Source organism: Paenibacillus sp. 2KB_20 (genome assembly GCF_052115765.1).
Classification (GTDB): Bacteria; Bacillota; Bacilli; order Paenibacillales; family Paenibacillaceae; genus Paenibacillus_AQ.
Genome location: NZ_JBFRHH010000001.1, coordinates 245,648 through 266,617, shown reverse-complemented (window position 1 = coordinate 266,617; position 20,970 = coordinate 245,648). Strand labels below are relative to the sequence as shown.

Here is a 20,970-nt window from a genome sequence, read left to right as displayed (position 1 = left end):
TTGTTTTTTTTGTATGTTAAACCACAGTGTGAATGGGGAATGGGCCTTACATTAATTTCAGCACTTGGCACAGCTGATATAGATAGTGAACGCCGCGTATTTGGTTATGGTTGCGGTAGTTGAGGTATACCAGCGTGTCCTTGAGCACTCGTCTGGCGTTATCGACTTGATGATGCTCGAGTTCTTGCAGTACATCCTTGATGACCTCCAGCGGGTAATTCGCTGAGCGGAGAATCCGAATGATCATGATCTGCCGGATCTGGGCGCCATCGAACTTCCGATAGCCGTTTTCCCGATCCCGAGGCAGATTAAGGACGCCTTCCTTCTCCCAGTGGCGGATGGCCGAGGTGGGAACGCCGGTCTCGGCCGCAACCTCCCCGATGGTCAGCTCTCTTTTGCGGCCACGGGTATCGACCACGTCAAGCTGCTCGGTTTCCAGAATGCGGATGGTCCGCTCCGCGAGGATTTTATCCTGCTGGAGATTGGCTTGGACCTCACTTACGATCCAGAGCGCTTCATCCAGCTCGCTCTCCTGCAGTTTGACCATCACTTGCTTCGTAACGTCTACGCCGAAACCAGGAAACATGGCTCGGATGCACTCAAAGTAAGCGGCATGCTCCTCGGTATATATCCGGTATCCGTTCGGGGCACGCTTCGCGGGAGGAACAATCCCCCATTGCTCATAGTGCTTGAGCGCACTTGTGGTAATCCCCAGTTTCTTGGCGATATCAATCGGTCTGATACCCATGATGGTCCCCCTTGCCTCATGCGGATCTGCCTGAATCCTTTTTTCTGGGGGATTGTATCATGAAGCATGGCTCAATGAAAAGTCTGCTGGGAAAATAGCGGTATCATCGTCTTGATCTATGTCATGATGATTGCCGTTCCAAAAATGTTTTAACTTGTAAAGTATTGTTTTGGGTATTAAAAAAGAATCTTAGATGGTTTATCTAAGATTCCTTCGTTTGCTGCTGTTTCTGACGCTCCAGATAAGCCGCGACCTTCATGCGGTTTCCGCATGTTTTGGGGCTGCACCAGCGCCTTGTGCCGTTTTTGCTATTGTCGTAAAAGCGAAGCACGCATGCCGGATTTTCGCATTTTTTCACCAGTTTCAAGTCATGGGTAGTTAAAAAATCAACGGCAGATGCGGAGATCGGGGTCAACAGATCCAGCGGCTTGCGAAACAGCATCCGGCTTTTGCGGCTGTACGTGCTGCCTTCTGCCACAAGCGTTGTGCGAATGATTTGCTCCTGCAGCAGCCCATTGACAAACTGTAGACTTGCCTCCGTTGAGGTTTCGTTCACACTGCCCGGCTGAATCAGATTAAAGAGGTGATCGCGGAGCAATCTGGCGGCTTCCACGATCCCGGCTTCCTCCTCGGAGCCAGTCCATACCGCCTTGCGCAAGTTTCGCTCTACCTCGGTCAGCAGGTTAGCCTTGACCTGCCAATCCAGTAAAGCCTCGAAGTCATGCAGCAAATCCAGCGGCTGACCGTTGACAGCAATTTTGGTATTGACGAAATCCAATACGGGATGGTTGCCAATAAAATAAAACTCGGGTGCGATTTTTTTCGGCATAGGTACCGCTCTCCTCAGAACATACGATAAGTACTTATTTGTAGCCCATTATATAGTCCATGCTGTGTTTACACATATGAAACGGCACCAAACATTATACATAAACCTTAAAGCTCCGTGACGGCTTTTGATTTCCAAAACGGCGATAGATCAACCTTTTTCTGTTTGGAATTATGTACTTGCATCAATGTTGTAAGATGGGTTTGTAAAATGAAGTATGGGAGCTAGCTTCCAAAATGAAAGAGTATGTTTTCGAAGCGAGTTTGATTGCGAAGTGTTCCAATGAAGTTATGCTCCAAAAAACTTTTAGGAGGCTCAAAAAATGGAAGGAACGATTAAGATTCGCGGTGCCCGGGAGAACAATCTGAAGAATGTTTCGCTTGAAATCCCGAAGTACAAATTGGTTGTCATGACAGGGCCGTCCGGCTCGGGCAAGTCCACGCTCGCGATGGATACGCTTCAGCGGGAGTGTCAGCGGCAGTACATGGAATCCATGGGCATGGTGTCGGACTCGGTCAGCAAGCCGAAGGTGGATTCGATTGAAGGACTCTCCCCGTCGATCAGCGTGGGACAGCACATTACCAACCGGAACCCAAGATCCACCATCGGAACGGTGACGGATATCTACACGCTGCTTCGAATTCTGTTTGCCAAGCTTGGTGAACGTACTTGTCCGACCTGTGGCGATACGGTGATGCCTCATGTGGATGGAGAAGTCTATCACGGGCTAGCGGATGAGGAAGAGATCAGCGATTCTCACGAGACGGTACATTGTAGGCGATGCGGCCATGGTCTCGAAAAATTGACGATGTCGCATTTTTCCTTTAACAAGCCGGAAGGCGCATGCGAAACATGCAGCGGACTCGGTCAAACGGTGAGTCTGAACATGGATGCCGTGTTCCGTCCGGAATTAAGCCTAAGAGACGGCGGGGTGGCAACGTGGTACAGCGCTCTTACCGATTATAACACCAGCATTCTGAAAGCGGCAGCCAAGTATTACGGGTTCGCATTCGATGAGTTCATGCCGCTTCGGGATTATGATGATGTTCAGCGTGATCTCCTGTATTTCGGTGTAGAGAGCGAGCAGTTCAGCCGGCATTTTCCTGAGATGAAGCCGCCGAAGACCGTAGGACAAGGCAAGTACGAGGGTGTAGTTACCGGGATATGGAGAAGGTACCGGGAGAAGGGGAGCGAGTCCGGTGAAGCCTCCCTGTTTCATGAGCATGTCTGTCCGGATTGTCACGGAACGAAGCTCAAGGAGGACAGCCGCCGCGTCCGGGTAGAGGGAGTCTCCATTAACGAAGTCAACGCCTGGTCGATCGGGGAAGCCTTGAACTGGATGGAGGCACTGCTGAAGAAGCTGACGGAGGACCAATTAACGATCGTGGAACCGCTTATTTATGATTCTGTCGTGAGACTGCAACGCATCATGGATGTCGGGCTGGGTTACATGTCCATGGAGAGGCAGGTCGTCACCATGTCGGGCGGAGAAGCCCAGAGGCTTCGGCTCGCATCGATTCTGGGATCAGGCCTCACGGGGGTGCTTTACATTTTGGACGAACCGACAACGGGACTGCATCCCAAAGATACCAGGGGACTCATCCAGGTTCTGAAACAACTGAGGGATCTGGGCAACACGGTCCTCGTCATCGAGCATGACGAAGAAGTGATGCGGGCCGCTGACCATATCATTGATATCGGACCGGGTGCGGGAACGATGGGCGGTACGGTCGTCGGTCAAGGAACGCTGGAGGAATTGATCCAAAATCCCAAGTCTGTGACCGGATCCTATTTCCGGGATAACACGATGCTCACGGCACCGAGTCAGCGCAGGGCTGGAAACGGAAGGCTGCTGACGATCGAGGATGCACATTTAAGAAATCTGAAACATATCACGACCTCTTTCCCGCTCGGCTGTCTCATATCGGTGACAGGTGTATCGGGATCCGGTAAATCCACGCTTTTGTTTGATCTTCTGGCGGAATCCGGAAGCGATCAATCAACTCCAATCGGCTGCAAGGCCATCACGGGTTGGGAATCGGTAGGGCAACTGATTACGGTTGACCAATCGCCGGTATCCCGAATGCAGCGCTCCAACATTGCTACGTATACCGATGTTTATACCCATATCAGAAACTGGTACGCCAGCTTGCCGGAAGCCAAGGAAAGTCAATTGACGGCCAAGCACTTTTCCTTTAACACGCAAGGTGGACGATGCGAGACATGCCAAGGCCTTGGCGTGGTGTCCGTGCATATGCACTTCCTTCCGGAGCTGGAAGTACGTTGTTCGGATTGCAAGGGCAAACGGTTTAAGGAAGAGGTTCTGCGCGTGACCTATAACGGTTATACCATCTCCGACATTTTGGATATGACCATTGAGGAAAGTCTGTCGATTCTGGAGGATCGACCGAAAATAATGGAATTGACAAAGCTGCTCTGCGATGTCGGACTTGGGTATTTGAAGTGGGGGCAATCGGTGAGTACCTTATCCGGCGGTGAGGGGCAGCGGATTAAATTGGCCAAGGAACTAAGCAAAAAAACTAAAAATCACACGCTGTATTTGCTGGATGAACCTTCAACCGGGCTTCACCCAGGAGATGTCCGGCAGCTGCTCGTTCTGCTCAACCGCTTGGTGGACGCGGGGAACACTGTGATTTTGGTTGAACACAATCTGGACTTGATCTGGAAATCGGATTGGATCATCGATATCGGACCTGGCGGAGGAGCTGCCGGCGGGTCTGTGGTGGCGACAGGAACGCCTGAAGACGTGGCGGCTGTGGAAGCCTCGTTTACCGGCCGTTTTATCAAAGAAATCTATATGTGACGGATGGATGCGAAAAGGGAGGAATTCCATGTGGAGCAAACCGTAGAAGAAAAGGGTAAGGTTACAAAAACCACGATTCGATATTTTTTGAAGCTTCTGCGTTCTTCGGGTATTCCGAAGCTGGTGCTCTTTCTGGCCATCGTGCTCAGTTTGGTTGGTGCGGTGACGGGACTGGTCGTCCCGCTCATCACCGGCCAATTCATCGATAATTTTGCGGCAGATTCGTTCAATATTCGCATGGTCGGCTTTTTGGCCGTTCTGTTCCTGCTGGAAGCCGTGGCGAGCGGACTTTCCTATTATATGCTTGCCTATGTCGGGAACCAGACGGTCAACAAAATTCGGAAACGGCTCTGGACCAAGGTGCTGGCCTTACCGGTTCCGTTCTTTGACAAGCATCGCTCGGCAGAAACGATGAGCCGGGTGACCAACGATACAAACGAAGTGAAAACGCTGATCACGGATCATTTGATTGCTTTTTGCTCGAATCTATTGACCGTTTTGGGGGCCGTTGCAATCTTGTTTTACTTGGATTGGCGGATGACCCTCATCATCCTGATTGCCGTTCCGGTAGGGTTCGGCATATTAATGCCCATTGGCGGGAAGATGTACAAAATCTCCATCAGTATGTATGGACAGTTGGCACAGCTGTCCGCCATGCTGACCCAGGTGATCGGCGAGATTCGCCTGGTGAAAGCCTCCAATGCAGAGCGGAGGGAGGAGAAAAGCGGGTACGAGGATATGGACAGCCTGTACCGTTTTGGCATGAAGGAAGCCAAGATCAACTCGGTCCTGATTCCGTTGATGTCGATGGTCATGGTTGTGCTGCTGGTGGTCATCATCGGATACGGCGGCGTTCGCGTCTCTTCAGGGGCACTCAGTGCAGGCGAACTGGTATCGTTTATTCTGCTGCTGTTCCAGATCATGTTTCCTTTCAGCCAGTTTGCCACTTTCTATTCCCAGCTCCAAAAAGTGATGGCGGCAACCGAGAGATTGCGACTTATCCTCGAATATGAGCCGGAGAGCGACGATCGTGCGGTGCGCATGGCACCGGAAGGGCATCGGGACGTTGAATTTAAAGAGGTGACGTTTGCTTATCATGAAGGCGAGACCATTCTGTCCGAGGTATCCTTTGCGATTCCTGCCAAGAAGGTCACCGCTCTGGTAGGACCCAGCGGCAGCGGCAAAACCACGGTGTTCTCCTTGATTGAGCGATTCTACGCGCCATCCGGCGGGGGGATTTACTTTGGCTCGGAAGCGATCCGTGATTATACTTTGGAGTCCTGGCGGCGAAAGCTCGGGTATGTGTCCCAGGACAGCCCGCTGATGACCGGAACGATTCGGGACAATATCGTCTATGGACGGGAAGAGCCGGTCTCCGACGAGGAAATTGCTGAAGCGGCGAGATTGGCCTATGCGGAGGGATTTATCGAGGCTTTGCCGAGAGGATATGACACGGAGGTTGGGGAGCGAGGCATCCAGTTATCCGGAGGTCAGCGTCAACGGGTGGCGATTGCAAGGGCGCTGCTCCGGAAGCCGGACATCCTGCTTCTGGATGAAGCGACGGCAAGCCTGGACAGCGACTCCGAGCATGAAGTGCAGAAGGCGCTGAACAATCTGATGGTCGAGCGTACGACCGTGGTCATCGCGCACCGGTTATCGACTGTCGTCGAGGCTGACCAGATTATTGTTCTGGAGAAGGGCCATATTACGGGAAGCGGGACGCATGAGGAATTGATCCGGAACCATCCATCCTATGTAGAATGGGCGAAGAAGCAGTTCCAGACCGGGGAGTAGGACCATACAGGAAGGTTTTTATACTGCTCGAATCGAATAGAAATATTAGGTAACATAGCTTGAGCTTAGATGAGAATAGAGGAGATGAGCAGAGCATGGCGCAGATCAAAATTTACGGCGTCCGGGATCGGTTGAACCCAGTCAAAGAGCAATTATCGGAAGTGATACACGCATGCGTGGTCGAAGCGTTTGAACTTCCGGTGGATAAGAAATTCCATCGGTTTTTTCCCATGAACAGGGAGGATTTCCGCTTCCCTGACGGGAGAACGGATCGCTACACCGTGATCGAGATCAGCGTATTTGAAGGTCGTACTGTGGAGGCCAAGAAACATCTGATTCGATTGTTATTCGAACGGATTCAGAATACGCTGCATATCGCACCACAGGATGTGGAGATTACGATATTTGAGACACCGCAGCATAACTGGGGAATCCGGGGGCTTCCGGGGGATGAACTGGCTCTGGGTTATAAGGTGAATATTTAGAGCCTTAGTTAGTCTTAACAAGCGCTCAATTACCAATAACTTCGAAGAAGCCTGGTGATTGGCGCTTGTTTTTTTTCATTCGTGTCTATTGACGGTGGCACTCCCGATTTCGTAATGCGTGTAACCCCCCTCATGTATGAGAAACATCGACAATCCAGCCGCATTTTTTTGGATCTGATATAGACGTTCCACCAGATCACTTCTTATGATGGAAACGGGTTATAATGGTTCTAAAGTTGATACAGCAGTCTCCAAACCGATTGGTGCTTTCGATTGCTAGCCGGATTCCATCTGCTCACGGTGATCCATCCAAGTACAAAGCGAACCTTGGCAGGGTCGGTGTTTCCGTATTTCTGCCTCTGAAGCATGAATAGCAGTAGATATGATGCACGAGTGTTTTTTGAACATGAAATATAAAAGGGGGGCTCGTCTTTGACCTTACAACAATTAAAGTACGCCATTGAGGTAGCCAATCGAGGCTCGATGAATGAGGCGGCCAAACGTTTGTTCATTTCCCAGCCCAGTCTGTCCAACGCGATCAAGGATCTGGAAGAGGAGCTCCGCATTACGATATTCGAGCGGACCAACAAAGGCATATCCTTGTCCAAAGAGGGCGCGGAGTTTCTAGGATATGCACGACAGGTGGTAGAGCAGGCCGAGCTACTGGAGGGGCGTTATCTGAATGCGAAGCCTTCTCCGCAGCATTTTTCGGTATCCACTCAGCACTATGCTTTTGCGGTCAATGCCTTCGTGAATCTGGTTCAGGAATACGGACAGGATGAATATGAGTTGGCCCTGCGGGAGACGAAGACTTATGAAATTATTCAGGATGTTAAAACCCTGCGCAGCGAAATCGGCATTCTGTACCTCAATGAATTCAATGCCAAGGTGATCAACAAGCTGTTGAAGGATGCAGGACTGCAGTTTACCAGCTTGTTTACGGCGAGGCCGCATATTTTTATCAGCATCAAAAATCCGCTGGCGAAGCAGTCCATCGTGACCATTGACGAGCTTCAGAATTATCCGTATTTATCCTTTGAGCAGGGGGAATACAATTCGTTCCACTTCTCCGAGGAAATTCTCAGCACGTTATCCCATAAAAAGAGCATCCGGGTCAATGACCGCGCGACCCTGTTCAATCTGCTGATTGGTCTGAACGGCTATACCATTTCGACCGGAGTGCTGAGTGCTGACCTGAACGGGAACGAGATTATTCCGGTTCCGCTCGCATGTGATGAGACGATCAACGTCGGATGGATCAGTCATAAGAATGCGACTCTGTCCAAGCTTGCTGCCGCTTATGTCGAGGCGCTGCATGAAGCGATATCCACCTGATTTTGATGGGTAGCAACTATCATTCATTAAGGAGATTGCGGACGATATTTGGAATTCGTAACCAAATAGTCGCCCATCATATCCCCCTTGGGAGGTATCGGAAAAGGATTCCGATAACCCTCTCAGGGGGATTTTTATTAGCGGTTGGACATGATCTGGTTACGGAATTCCCCCGGCGACATGTTGGTGAACTGCTTGAATACCCGGCATAAATAATGGACCTCCATTCCCACCTTCCTCCCGATTTCCTCCAGCGTCAAATCCGTGGTCATCAATAGACCCTTCGTTTTCTCGATCCTGACTTTAATAATATACTGCACAGGTGTCATCTTCATTTTGGATTTGAAGAAGCGGATAAAATAGTTGGGATTATAATGGATAAGTCCCGCCAATTGTTCCACGCTTACGTTATCGCTGATATGCTCCTCGATATACTGGAATACCGTGTTCAGCTTCTGCATATCAGGCAGCATGGACAGCGAGATTTGGCGCTCGGGAACGATGTCAAGATAATGTCGGACAAGCTTCATCAGTAGTTCGTTCCTTTGCAGTGGGGCGGTCCAAGCGCTGCTCCGATAGGCATCGATCAATTCCTTGAATAACTGCTCCATATATGACTCGTCCGGCACATCCAGCACGTGGGGAAGATGAATCAGCTGAAACAAGTTCAGCGTGTCCACCTTGGCGGTAAAATGGCACCAGAACTTCCTGTAGGTGTTGTCGTTAACGACAGAGATGGAATGAAGCGATCCGGCTGGCATGAGAACGATTTGTCCGGGGGAGGGATGATATTCTTGTTCGTCGATCTTAATCCAGCCTTCCCCTTCCCTTATAAAATAAAGGGCGTTATAGGACGGCCTCATATTAAAGAAGCGCCAGTTCTGGGACACTTTATCAACCTTGGCAATGGATAAGCGAAGGTTCGTGTTAGCGAGGTAATTCTGAATCAACTTCAGGTGATTAATATCCATTGGCTGCCCCCTACCGGTTGTGTATTTTGGATACATTGATGTGTTTTTTATGCATTACAAATCCGAGCGGCATTCATTAAGCTAAATGAGGAATCCCATTCAATGACATATCAAGAGGAGGAAATGACTTCAAAGCTTTGGGCTGATTTGCCATTCCATCAGGATATCAAAGGAAATCGAGGAGGAATCGTTAAGGAATGAAGATGATGAAACGGATTAAGAAATTCGCAGTAATCGGGTCAGCGATATTATTAATGACCGCATCCATTGCAACTGCCGAACCTGCGGAGATCAGTAAACGGACGGTGACGGATCCTGCTATGGCAAATACCACCGGGATGCCCGAACTTGAATCATCCAGAGCGACTGATTCCGCTTGGTTAGCAGGAACGCCACTGGACGTACTTAAGAACGATTTCAGCATATTTTATAAGGATTTGCAAGCGATTCCATATTTCGCTGGCGGCGGCGTTGCTGCAGTAGGGGACGCTGCATTCAATATCAACGTGCCCGATTATTATATTCCAGCCATCTCGGCAGCCCGTTACGGCAAAGGGCGTATCGTTGTCGCCGGGAGCAAGGAGTATTTCAATCTGTCCGGGTCGGCGGGTGATCCCGCGAGTAAGCTTGCCCGGAATATTTTATGGTGGCTGACGGACGATGCCTCTACGAATCAAGGTCAAGGAAATGATCATACGAACCGCTATGAGGATGCATTAAGGAAGCCGGGAAAGAAAATTCGATTAATAACTACCTCTGCCGCTCTCACGGTAAATTCGGATTTACCCATTGAATTGGTGAAAATCGACAGTTGGGCTTCCGTAAACCTGAATCCGCAAAAATATGCGGCAGCCTATGTAGACCATACGATGAAGGATAAGGATCTGGAAGCGCTGGATCAATATCTACGGTTAGGAGGCGGCATCGTCGTGACGGATAACCTGAGCGGCATCGAGGGAATAACACGTGATACCCCTGAGGAAATCGTGCTTCAGGTCGGCAATCTGAGGGGAGCCAGACTCAGCCGTGATTTTGCGATTCAAAAGCTGCTTAACCGGGCTGGACTGACGCTGATGAATAGAGGCTCAGAGTCCAATGTGGGCGAATCGGCATTGACCTATGAGCAAGCCAACGATCATCATATCAAGACACGGCTTGCTCAAGGCAAGGAAGTGGAAGAGGGAACGATCACTTACGATCAAATCAATATCGGTCCGCCGGGCACACCCACGAACAAAAAACAGGAGCGGCTCTACAATATACTAAACGAGACGCTCGAAACGTTATCCAGCGAATCCCCGCTGTACGCTTGGGCAGATACAGAGGCCGACAGCCTGCCGCCCGCCGAGTTCCCGATCCAAAAATTTCAGCAGCCCTATACGAATGCGCTGCATAACTTCCGTTTCAGTCATTTTACCTTGGATAAGGCCAACGAGAAATCTCCGTATGCCGACGCATTTCCGGGAGTAGTTTCGGAGGAAGCGGCCATCGTTAACGACCGCGAAGTCGAGGTCGACTTTGATTTCCCCAATACGATGTACACGCACGCCCTTCCGTCGAAAAATTGGATCAGTACCGGATTGTATGCACCCCCCGGTAAAGTCATTACGCTTGAAGTACCGGAAGGCGTGGAGCATTTAACGGTTCAAATCGGTTCGCATGATGACGATTTGAGAGGATCCGGCCAGTGGGGACGAGTTCCGCTTATCGTAAACCACCAGAAGCTGACCCCGGGCATCCATCAAGTCAACAGCCCATATGGTGGCTTCATATATCTCATTCCCCTAAAGGCGAAGGATGATTTTCGGGCAACCGTCAAGATCAGCGGGGCGGCGGAAGCACCGCATTACGTGCTCGGCAAGACTACGCTTGAGGAATGGGATAGAATTCGCACGGGGCCGGTTGCCGTCCCTTTTGCGGAGCTTCAAGGCGAAAGAATGATCCTGACGGTCCCTTCGGATTTGATTCGCCAAGTAACCGACCCGGAGGAGTTGATGCGGACCTGGGACGAAATTTACGACAGTTATGATGAACTGGTAGGCCTTGATCCGGACAGGGCGATGCCTCATACCGCCCATCAATTGAACCGCCGTTACGTCGCCGACGGACAGATCTCTTCCGGGGCGATGCATGCGGGATATCCGATCATGATGCCGTTCAGTTATGCGGCCAACCTGCTGGATGTCCATTATGTAAAAACAAGCGCTTGGGGATTCTGGCATGAACTTGGGCATGAATACCAGCAGCGGACATGGACCTGGAGCGATGTAGGGGAAGTGACCGTTAACCTATTCTCACTGTACACCCAAGAGAAGTATGGGAATGCCTCCGAACTATTGAAAATCGGGAATGACGGCAAGAATTACTATGACCGGGGAATCGAATTTGTAGAAAACCATGATCCGGCAAAAAAATACGGCCAAATCGGCAATTATGAAAGACTGGTGATGTTCAAGCAGCTTCAGCTTGCTTACGGCTGGGAATTCTATACCCGGATATTCGAGAAATACCGCGAATTATCTCGCGACGAAATTCAAGGTACGGTGGATACTTTTGCCGTCATAGCTTCTCAAACGGCTGGGGAGGACCTGACTGAATTTTTCGACAAATGGGCAATAGGTCTGACGGAAGACGGAAGAGGAAGGATTGCCTCATTGAATTTGCCTAAGCCGCATACCGATATTTGGACGTTAAAAGAATAACCATGAAGAAGCCATGCTTTCTCGATTGAGGAAGCATGGCTTTTTTGTTTATGCAATATAACATATTTTTGTACAGGATATTGCATGCGTGTGACTTTTTGCATACAATGGAATGGTAAATGATATGTACGTTAAGATACTTCGGATCCACGGGAGGAATTTCATATGTCCAGTCAATCGTTAAGCGCTTTCTTACAGGATAATCTAACAGAACTCAAGGAGCAAGGACTCTATAATACGATCCAGCCTCTTGAAAGTCCGAATGGTCCGCTCATTACCATTCAGGGTCGTGAATTCGTGAATTTATCTTCCAACAACTATCTCGGACTGGCGAATGATGAGCGATTGAAACAAGCGGCAATCCGGGCTACTACCGATTTCGGGACTGGAAGCGGCGCTGTTCGCTCCATTAACGGAACGCTTGCACTTCATGTAGAGCTTGAGGAGAAGCTTGCCCAGTTCAAGGGAACCGAGGCGGTGCTGACGTATCAATCCGGTTTCAATTGCAATATGGCGGCAATCTCGGCGGTGATGGGTGCCGGGGATGCGATTTTGTCGGATGAGCTCAACCATGCGTCCATTATTGATGGCTGCCGATTGACCAAGGCGAAGGTTATTCGTTTTAACCATTCGGACATGGACGATTTGCGTTCGAAAGCACAAGAAGCGAGAGAATCCGGTTTATATAACAAAATTATGGTCATTACCGATGGCGTGTTCTCGATGGATGGCGATATTGCGAAGCTCCCCGAAATCGTGGAGATCGCCGAAACCTATGATCTGATTACTTATGTGGATGACGCTCATGGATCTGGCGTTCTTGGGGGCGGTGCAGGTACGGTGAAGCATTTCGGGTTGTCGGAGCGGGTAGATATTCAGATCGGCACGCTGTCCAAGGCGGTTGGCGTTGTCGGCGGGTATGTTGCTGGATCACGGGATCTGGTGGATTGGCTCAAGGTCCGCAGCCGGCCGTTCCTGTTCTCCACGGCGCTGCCTCCAGGCACCGTAGCCGCTTGTATTACCGCTATCGATATCCTGCAGAACAGCAAAGATCTGCAAATGAAGCTGTGGGAGAACACCCGTTATCTGCAGGAAGGACTTAAGCGTCTTGGCTATTCTGTCGGTCGTACCGAAACTCCGATTACGCCGTGCATTATTGGAGATGAGACAACCACCCAGAAATTCAGCACCAGATTGTACGAAGAAGGCGTGTATGTCAAATCGATCGTGTTCCCGACGGTACCAAAAGGCACGGGAAGAGTTCGGAATATGCCAACCGCCATTCATACGAAGGAGATGCTGGATCGCGCACTTTCCGCATATGAAACCATCGGACGCGAGTTGGGTCTGATCTAATAAGGGGGCACAAGTGATGAAACGAATTATGGTAACCGGTGCGCTCGGTCAGATTGGCTCAGACCTGGTGGCGAAATTGCGGCAAGTTTACGGTGAAGAAGCTGTTCTCGCAACGGACATTCGCCAAATCCATCATGAAACGGTCCAATCAGGACCATTCAGAATACTGGATGTAACCGACCACCACGCATTCCACGAAGCGGCTAAAGAACACCGGGCGGATGCGATTATCCACCTTGCAGCCCTGTTGTCCGCCAAGGCAGAATCCAATCCGGCACTGGCGTGGAACCTGAACATGGGCGGTTTGTTAAGTGCCCTCGAGACGGCACGGGCATTATCCTGCCAGTTCTTTACGCCGAGCTCCATCGCGGCATTCGGGGCGGATACCCCGAAAAAAGCAACGCCGCAAGACACGGTGCAGCGCCCGTTAACGATGTATGGAGTCAGCAAGGTCTCGGGCGAGCTGTTGTGTGACTATTATTACCATAAATTCGGAGTGGATACCCGCGGATTGCGCTTTCCAGGGCTGATCTCCCACTCCGCGCCTCCGGGCGGGGGAACGACGGATTATGCGGTTGAGATGTATGTAGAGGCCATCCGCAATGGAAGCTACACTTCCTATATTGATAAAGGGACCTACCTTGACATGATGTACATGCCGGATGCGATTTCCGCCATCATGACATTGATGGAAGCTGATCCGTCCAAGCTGAAGCACCGTAACGCCTTTAATGTCACGGCGATGAGTGTCGATCCTGAGGGGATTGCGGCTAGCATCCGCCGGCATATACCGGATTTCAGCCTCGACTATGACGTGGATCCTGTCCGTCAGGCGATTGCGAACGAATGGCCGGATTCCATCGATGCAACTGCAGCACGCGAAGAATGGGGATTTGATGTACAATATGATTTGAACCATATGACCGATGATATGGTGTCAAAGCTTATGGAGAAGCCGCAAGCGGATCAGAGCAAGATCAGTTAACGGCTTAGTTTCAGAAGGAGGATATGGTTACACTTGGAACCCATTCATAAAAAAGTAGGGAGAAATCTGCAAGCCATTCGCAAATCACGGGGCCTCAGCCTCGATAACGTAGCCGAGTTGACCGGTGTAAGCAAAGCCATGCTGGGACAGATCGAGCGGGGGGATTCCAATCCGACGATCTCCGTATTGTGGCGCATCGTTAGCGGCCTCGGCATTTCATTCACCACGCTCATCGAAGAGGCGGAAACCGAAGTAACCGTGGTATCACCTGAGGACGTGGAGCCTTTTCACGAGGCAGAAGGCGCGTACCGGGTATACCCTTTGTTCTCCTACAACCTGCGCACCAAATTTGAGTCCTACATGGTTATAATGGATCCGGGATGTGATCACGGATCTGAAGCTCATAATGATGGCGTGGAGGAGTATATTTTTGTGCACCAGGGGGAGCTGGAGCTCTGGCGCGAAGACGAAAGCTACACCGTGCCTGCCGGAAGCTCCGTGCATTTCTCGGCTAACCGGCCCCATCGGTACGTGAATCCTGGTAATGAAACAACGAAATTTTACACGATTATCTTCTATGCGGATGCCGCAGCCAGGGGCTGATCATTAGAAACAGGCACACCGCTTGATTACCGTCAACCGAATATTAAAAAAAGGCAGAGCCGTCCGGAAAAAATACAGTCCGATCTTAAAAATCGACTGTATGGTGTTCCGGGCGGCCGTTTTATATTTAGGACGTGGGGAGAAAGGGATCGCAGGGGAGGTGGAATCGAAGTTATTCGTCTCATTGCTAATTACGAAATCATCGACAAAGGAGTTGAACGGTTGACTATGGGTTTCCACACCAAAAAGTGGTTGAAGCTGTTATTGGCAGTTGCGTGCGCGCTTGTGGCCGTTCCGCCAGCAGGAAAGACACTGATGGCGGCCGATGGTATGACAGAGCAGGCTGATGTTCATTTATTAGACTCGAACACCGCCGCGAATATGGCGACTCAACAGGATCTTGATGTTATTTACAAGGGTTTGTCCGGTTATCCGACGGTATCGGCCACGTATAACGGGGGAGTAGCTGCCATCGGAGATCAAGCCTTCGTCCTGGCGGTGAACCCCGATACGACGCCGATTCTCGCGGCTGCCCGTTACGGAAAAGGCAAAGTTGTTGTTGCAGGTGACGATTCCTATTTCAAGTTTACCTCCGATATTACCGATGAGCGGAAGACGGTGGCCCGTAACATCCTCCTGTGGCTGACCGAGGATTCCGAGACGTTGACCTATCAGGAGGCATTGGAAGGCAAGGGCCGATTGCCCATGTTGTCGGCAACGTGGAAAAATTATACCATCGAAACCGATGTGCCGATCGATCTGGTCCGGTTGGAGCAATTCACGCCTGAGCACTTGGATCCGTCCCGCTACCCCGTAGCTTATGTTGACGGTACCCTGAAGGATAGTGAGGTCGACCTCCTCGAGGACTACGTCGCGCAAGGCGGTCATGTCGTTGTTCCATTAAAGGGCTGGGTGATGGAGCAGCATCCGCATGTCTTTCTCGGGAATGCATATGAAGGCCGGTCGGGTAGGCTCAGTGAGGATTTCCCGGTACAGCGTCTTTTGAACCGGATGGGCCTCGGCTTAATGAACAATACGGCATCGAGTCGAACGGAAACCCTGCCTAAACTGACGACGGAGCAATCCGCCAATTATCATTCGCTAAAGCTGCTGGAGCAGGCCGAAGCGATTGAGGCAGGAACGCTGTCACCGGATCAGGTGAACGTCGGGCGGCCTGGCGCCGGCGCGGATAAGAAGCTGCAGGTCATCGCTTCGGTGACAGGTGGAACCGTCAGCAGCATCACCCCTCAAAGTCCGCTGTATGCCGTGATCGAGCAGGATGCCAGCGATTTGGAGTCCCAGCTTACGTTTCCGCTGGACCGTTCCAAGGCGCCCTATACCAGTGCATTGTTAGCATTTCAATTGGGGCGGATCGGCAATGATCTGACGGCCCCCAAATCCCCTTATGCCGATCAATTTCCTGGAGCTGTTCCGGCGGACGCCCCGCGAGTGACGGGACAATCCGTTCACGTGAATTTTGATTATTCAACCTTTGACTATTTACGTCAAGGGACGGTTCCGAAGAATTGGATCAGCACGGGGCTGTACGCGCCGGCCGGAGATTGGGTAACGGTTCAGGTCCCTGAAGGCACGCAGCATCTGGATGTGCAGATTGGGGCACACACGGACAATTTGACAAGTAAAACGGAATGGGAACGACCTCCGGTCATAACGCAGCGAAAGCCGCTCCTTCCGGGTGAAAATCGGATTCGCAGCCCTTATGGCGGTCTGATTTACCTGATTCCGACCAAGCTGCAGCCTGGCGTTGAGAAGAATATTGAAATCAGCGGGGGAGTTCGTGCTCCGTATTATATCCTTGGTGAGACCTCTTCTGACGAATGGGAAGATGCGATTCGATATTATCCTTCTCCATGGTCAGAACTTCAAGGACGCAGAGTGATCTTGACGCTTCCGTCCGAGTATATCAGGCAGCTTGGAGATCCGCAGCAATTATTGGAGAAGTGGGACGCGATCGTGGACTACACAGAGGAAGTCGCAGGACTCTCCCCAAATCAACCGCTGCCGCATAAGAGTATAGACCTTCCGTTCCGTTACGTTGCGGATCGTCAAATTAGTGCGGGTTATATGCATGCAGGCTATCCGATCATGTTCCACATCGATCCTTCAGCGGGCCATGCCGTGGACATATCCCGAGTTACTCAGGGAGGATGGGGCTTCTGGCACGAGACCGGCCACGAATATCAGCAAGGAGCCTGGAACTGGAACGTAACGGGTGAAATCACGGTAAATATTTACTCCTTATACGTCCAAGAGAAATTCGGCAACAGCAGCAACTTATTGATTCGCAATGCCGATGGGAAAGATTCCTATGACTTAGCGTTTGAATATATCGAAAGCGATCTTCCGGGCAGGTCGTTCGGCGCCTCTGGCCAGCTGGATCTCTTCGGCTATCTCGTGATGTTCCGCCAGCTTTCCCTGGCTTATGGATGGGATTTTTACGCCGAGCTTCACAAGGCCTACCGGGAGCTGCCGGCGTCGCAGCTGCCTGCGACGAACCAAGAGGAGATCGATACGTTTGTGGTCATGGCATCCACAATCGCAGGCGAGAATCTGACGGAATTCTTTGACAAATGGGCCCTGCCGTATTCCAAAGATGAGGTTCGTTCCCGCGTTGACGCCCTGAATCTGCCGATGCCTTCGCAGGAAGTATGGCGGCTGCGGGAGACGAATACGCTGAACGCTCCTCCCGAGATTAAGGCCGACATGGACACCGAGTGGAACCGTGAATCGGTGAAGGTCACCGTTGCCATGACAGCGGAAGCTGAAGCGGCGGGCATGCGAAGCCAGTACAAGATCGGATCCGAAGGCAAATGGACGGATTACACGGCTCCCATACTTGTAGAAGCGGAAGGCCAGACAACGATACATGCCCGAGCGGCCGCTATGTCGGGCGTGACAAGCGACGAAGCTTCCAAGACGGTGAAGATCGACCGGACCGGGCCGGAAATCACGGCAAACGTGACCCAGTCCGTGTACCAAACCGAGCATATCACCATTTCGCCTCAAATCTCGGACACATTAAGCGGTGTATCCAATATCGCCTTGGAGCTGGATGGTAAGGAAGCTCCTGATACGGTGGTTGTAGAAGCGTTAACGCTAACGGCCGGACCACACACCCTTCGGATATCGGCAGAAGATGCAGCAGGGAATATCACGGTTCGCGAGTATCCTTTCGAAGTTGTTGTGAATCAGGAACAGCTCGACGATATCGTGAGAGCAGGGGAAGAGAAGGGATGGATCGATAATCGTGGTATCTCCCAAAGCTTATTGGCTAAAATCTCGGATCTCCAGCGGCATCTGGCCCGAAGCGAAGCCATCGAAGATGCGCTGACTTCACTGGAGAATGCCATCAAAGCGCAGCAAGGCAAGCATATCGATTCTGGCTTCGCGGAGCTTCTTCTTGGAGACATAGACTACATCCGAAGCCGCAGCTCGGCTTCCTAGCAGCTTATATTGATGAAAAGGGCGGCCGTTTCGGCCGCCCTTGAACTCTTTAATGACCATCTATCGTTAAATAAATCAGTCCAAGATTAAATATAGACAATGTACTGCCTTAAAAATATACTGCACAATTAGAAAACACGGCAGTGTTCAATCGCCAGAATGTTCAGTAAGGTGGTGCTTAACAAACCAGAAGTTCACACAACATGCAAATGAAAAGGGAGGCAAATGATAATGAAGGTCAACAGGTTTAAAGTATTCTGGATGGTTTTGCTTGCCGCCACCATCGCCATAACAGCAGGCTGCGGCGGCTCTGCCAAGGAACAACCGGAGGCAGCGTTGGACCCGGAATCCCCTCCGGTTCTATCGGAACTGACGTATTGGGTGCAAATCGTTAGCCAAGTGTCCGCTACGATGAAAAGTTATAACGAAATCGAGGCTTATAAGGAACTGGAGAGGATAACCGGGGTGAATGTGGATTTTCAGCATCCTCCGCAGGGCCAGCAGGCTACGGAGCAGTTCAACCTCATGATGACCTCGGATAAGCTCCCGGACGTGATCGAGTATTCATGGGCCGGTTACCCGGGGGGACCGGAGAAGGCGATCAAGGACGGCAAAATCATCAAACTCAATGATTTGATCGACCAATACGCCCCGAACTTTAAAAAGGTGCTTGAGGAGCATCCGGAGTGGAAGAAGGAAATTACGACCGATGACGGCAGCATATATGTGTTCCCGTTCCTGCGCACCGACGACAAGCTTAAGGTATTTCTCGGACCGACGGTCCGGCAGGATTGGTTAGATAAGCTGGGGCTTTCGATGCCGACAACGATTGATGAATGGTACAACGTGTTGAAGGCTTTTAAGGAACAAGATCCGAATGGCAATGGCAAGGCGGATGAGATTCCCTTGTATCTGACGAAAGGAGATGTCGATACAACGACCGCTTTTCTCGGGGCATGGGGAATTAATGCCGGATTTTACCAAGAGGAAGGACAGGTTAAATACGGCCCGACGGACCCGAGGTTCAAGGAATTCCTGACGCTCATGAACCAGTGGTACAAAGAAGGCTTACTTGATCAGGACTTTGCGACGACCGATGAGAAAATGCTGGAGGCCAAGATTACGGGCGGGCAAATCGGATCAGCGATTCTATACACCGGCAGCGGGATTGGCAAGTATGGAACGCTGATGAAGGATAAAGATCCGAACTTCAGATTGGTGGCAGCCCCCTATCCTGTAATGAACCAAGGCGATAAGCAGATTTGGGGATATAAGGACTATGCATTTAACGGAATCGGGGCAGCCGTTACCACCAGCAACAAAAATCCGATTGAAACGGTTAAGTGGCTGGATTACGGCTATTCCGAGGAAGGTGCCCTGTTGTTTAATTTCGGAAAAGAGGGCGTCAGCTACGCGATGGAGGACGGCAAGCCGATATTTAAGCCCGAAGTATTGAAAGATCCTTCCGGACTGCCATTGATCCAGTCCATGTCCAAGCATAACCGCGCAACCTTCAGCGGACCGTTCATGCTTGATATACGATTCGATCAACAATACACGACCGAGCCGGATCAGCTGGAGTCCAAGATCATCTGGGCAGAGCCGACCATGGAAAAGAAAATGCCGCGCACAACGCCGACCCAATCCGAGAGCAGCCGCTATGCTTCAATCATGACGGACATCAACACATACAAGGACGAGATGTACTTGAAGTTCGTCATGGGCGCCGAGCCTTTGGATCAGTTTGACAAGTATGTGAAAACCATTGAATCCATGGGTCTTGCCGAAGCTCTGGAAATACAGCAAAAAGCCTTGGAGCGTTACGGTAAACGGTAAACGGTTAAACGTCCTGAAGCGGCGGAAATCTGCAGTCTCCGCCGCTCTTGGCGCTGCAATATAAATTGATTTGGAGGGAGGGATTCGTTTGTCTGCAACCCAGGATAATCCCTTCGAGCATCACAAAGGGAAATGGACAACGATTGCGAACGATTTGAGAAGGAATAAATTCGTTTATATACTGGCGCTTCCCGTCATTCTATACTATGCCGTCTTCCACTACGGACCCATGTACGGTCTCTTGATGGCTTTCAAAGATTTCAGCATTGCCGATGGCATCTGGGGAAGCGAGTGGATCGGATTTGAGCATTTTCGCAATTTCTTTAACAGCTATTATTTCGAACGGCTTTTGCGCAATACGGTGCTGATCAATGTCTATGAGCTTATCTTCGCGTTTCCGGCACCGATTATTCTTGCCCTGCTGCTGAACGAAATCCGCAGCCGGCTTTTTAAGCGTACGGTTCAGACGATATCATATTTACCGCATTTCGTATCCATCGTCGTGGTGACAGGGATCATGTTCGATTTTCTTGCAAGAGATGGCTTGGTGAATCAGATTCTGGGCTTTTTCGGCATCGAATCGATTCCGTTCATGAGCGAGGCCAGTTGGTTCCGTACGATATATGTCGGCTCAGGCATTTGGCAAGGCGTAGGCTGGGGTTCGATCATTTATCTTGCCGCCATCGCCACCATTGACCCGACCCTTTACGAAGCTGCCAAGATGGACGGGGCTGGCCGGTGGAAACAAATGCTGCACATCACGCTGCCGGGCATGCTGCCAACGATCATCATCATTTTTATTCTCAATATGGGCTCCATGCTTAGTGTTGGCAGCGAAAAAGTATTGCTGATGTACAGCCCGCTTACTTATGAAACGGCAGACGTGATCTCGACCTTTGTCTACCGTAGAGGGGTTCTGGAGACGGATTACGGTTTCACGACCGCCGTTGGATTATTTAATTCGGTCGTCAGCTTCATCCTGCTTGTACTCGCGAACTCGATCAGCAAGCGGGTCAGCGAACATAAACTGTGGTAGA

General features: G+C 50.8%; 14 protein-coding genes. 11 read left to right on the top strand and 3 right to left on the bottom strand.

All coding sequences use genetic code 11. From position 1 onward, the window contains the following. Positions 1 to 46: 46 nt before the first annotated feature. A complete protein-coding gene (locus AB4124_RS01300; RefSeq protein ID WP_441970706.1) occupies positions 47 to 748 on the bottom strand; it encodes a MerR family transcriptional regulator in 702 nt (233 codons plus the stop codon). A gap of 202 nt (positions 749 to 950) precedes the next feature. After that, positions 951 to 1,577, bottom strand: coding sequence for a CGNR zinc finger domain-containing protein (locus tag AB4124_RS01295; RefSeq protein WP_441970704.1), 627 nt, complete (start codon positions 1,575 to 1,577; stop codon positions 951 to 953). Positions 1,578 to 1,899: 322 nt separating this feature from the next. Between AB4124_RS01295 and uvrA the strand changes: the two genes are divergently transcribed. From uvrA to AB4124_RS01275, 4 genes are all read left to right on the top strand, one after another. After that, complete coding sequence (gene uvrA / locus AB4124_RS01290; protein ID WP_441970702.1) at positions 1,900 to 4,401, top strand: excinuclease ABC subunit UvrA; 2,502 nt, start codon at positions 1,900 to 1,902, stop codon at positions 4,399 to 4,401. Between the two features lie 30 nt (positions 4,402 to 4,431). Further along, positions 4,432 to 6,195 (top strand): ABC transporter ATP-binding protein, encoded by a 1,764-nt coding sequence (locus tag AB4124_RS01285; protein ID WP_430105721.1) that lies wholly within the window; start codon positions 4,432 to 4,434, stop codon positions 6,193 to 6,195. Between the two features lie 95 nt (positions 6,196 to 6,290). Next, complete coding sequence (locus AB4124_RS01280; protein ID WP_430105719.1) at positions 6,291 to 6,680, top strand: tautomerase family protein; 390 nt, start codon at positions 6,291 to 6,293, stop codon at positions 6,678 to 6,680. A gap of 432 nt (positions 6,681 to 7,112) precedes the next feature. Next, positions 7,113 to 8,015, top strand: a complete 903-nt coding sequence (locus AB4124_RS01275; RefSeq protein ID WP_076324109.1) for a LysR family transcriptional regulator — start codon at positions 7,113 to 7,115, stop codon at positions 8,013 to 8,015. A 137-nt stretch (positions 8,016 to 8,152) separates the two neighbouring features. Here AB4124_RS01275 and AB4124_RS01270 read toward each other — a convergent pair whose 3' ends face one another. Next, on the bottom strand, positions 8,153 to 8,986 hold the full coding sequence (locus tag AB4124_RS01270; RefSeq protein ID WP_441970699.1) for an AraC family transcriptional regulator: 834 nt from the start codon (positions 8,984 to 8,986) through the stop codon (positions 8,153 to 8,155). 197 nt (positions 8,987 to 9,183) lie between these two features. Between AB4124_RS01270 and AB4124_RS01265 the strand changes: the two genes are divergently transcribed. From AB4124_RS01265 to AB4124_RS01235, 7 genes are all read left to right on the top strand, one after another. Beyond that, complete coding sequence (locus tag AB4124_RS01265) at positions 9,184 to 11,688, top strand: M60 family metallopeptidase (RefSeq protein ID WP_441970697.1); 2,505 nt, start codon at positions 9,184 to 9,186, stop codon at positions 11,686 to 11,688. 165 nt (positions 11,689 to 11,853) lie between these two features. Further along, the gene (locus AB4124_RS01260) at positions 11,854 to 13,044 is read left to right on the top strand and encodes a glycine C-acetyltransferase (RefSeq protein ID WP_339291366.1); all 1,191 of its coding nucleotides are present in this window, start codon (positions 11,854 to 11,856) and stop codon (positions 13,042 to 13,044) included. Between the two features lie 16 nt (positions 13,045 to 13,060). Further along, positions 13,061 to 14,029: an NAD-dependent epimerase/dehydratase family protein gene (locus AB4124_RS01255; RefSeq protein ID WP_213643810.1), complete on the top strand. Its 969-nt coding sequence runs from the start codon at positions 13,061 to 13,063 to the stop codon at positions 14,027 to 14,029. A 33-nt stretch (positions 14,030 to 14,062) separates the two neighbouring features. Beyond that, complete coding sequence (locus AB4124_RS01250; RefSeq protein WP_036660138.1) at positions 14,063 to 14,632, top strand: helix-turn-helix domain-containing protein; 570 nt, start codon at positions 14,063 to 14,065, stop codon at positions 14,630 to 14,632. A gap of 228 nt (positions 14,633 to 14,860) precedes the next feature. Then, positions 14,861 to 18,097: a M60 family metallopeptidase gene (locus tag AB4124_RS01245; RefSeq protein WP_441971611.1), complete on the top strand. Its 3,237-nt coding sequence runs from the start codon at positions 14,861 to 14,863 to the stop codon at positions 18,095 to 18,097. Between the two features lie 231 nt (positions 18,098 to 18,328). After that, positions 18,329 to 19,933, top strand: coding sequence for an ABC transporter substrate-binding protein (locus AB4124_RS01240; protein ID WP_379406337.1), 1,605 nt, complete (start codon positions 18,329 to 18,331; stop codon positions 19,931 to 19,933). A gap of 88 nt (positions 19,934 to 20,021) precedes the next feature. After that, entirely contained in the window at positions 20,022 to 20,969 is a 948-nt protein-coding gene (locus AB4124_RS01235; protein ID WP_441970694.1) for an ABC transporter permease, read from the top strand. Position 20,970: the final 1 nt, after the last annotated feature.

Excerpts from the sequence above, each read along its gene's own strand:
- AB4124_RS01300 (WP_441970706.1), bottom strand. The coding sequence starts at position 748 with ATGGGTATCAGACCGATTGATATCGCCAAGAAACTGGGGATTACCACA.
- AB4124_RS01295 (WP_441970704.1), bottom strand. The coding sequence starts at position 1,577 with ATGCCGAAAAAAATCGCACCCGAGTTTTATTTTATTGGCAACCATCCC.
- uvrA (WP_441970702.1), top strand. The coding sequence starts at position 1,900 with ATGGAAGGAACGATTAAGATTCGCGGTGCCCGGGAGAACAATCTGAAG.
- AB4124_RS01280 (WP_430105719.1), top strand. The coding sequence starts at position 6,291 with ATGGCGCAGATCAAAATTTACGGCGTCCGGGATCGGTTGAACCCAGTC.
- AB4124_RS01270 (WP_441970699.1), bottom strand. The coding sequence starts at position 8,986 with ATGGATATTAATCACCTGAAGTTGATTCAGAATTACCTCGCTAACACG.
- AB4124_RS01265 (WP_441970697.1), top strand. The coding sequence starts at position 9,184 with ATGAAGATGATGAAACGGATTAAGAAATTCGCAGTAATCGGGTCAGCG.
- AB4124_RS01260 (WP_339291366.1), top strand. The coding sequence starts at position 11,854 with ATGTCCAGTCAATCGTTAAGCGCTTTCTTACAGGATAATCTAACAGAA.
- AB4124_RS01255 (WP_213643810.1), top strand. The coding sequence starts at position 13,061 with ATGAAACGAATTATGGTAACCGGTGCGCTCGGTCAGATTGGCTCAGAC.
- AB4124_RS01245 (WP_441971611.1), top strand. The coding sequence starts at position 14,861 with ATGGGTTTCCACACCAAAAAGTGGTTGAAGCTGTTATTGGCAGTTGCG.
- AB4124_RS01240 (WP_379406337.1), top strand. The coding sequence starts at position 18,329 with ATGAAGGTCAACAGGTTTAAAGTATTCTGGATGGTTTTGCTTGCCGCC.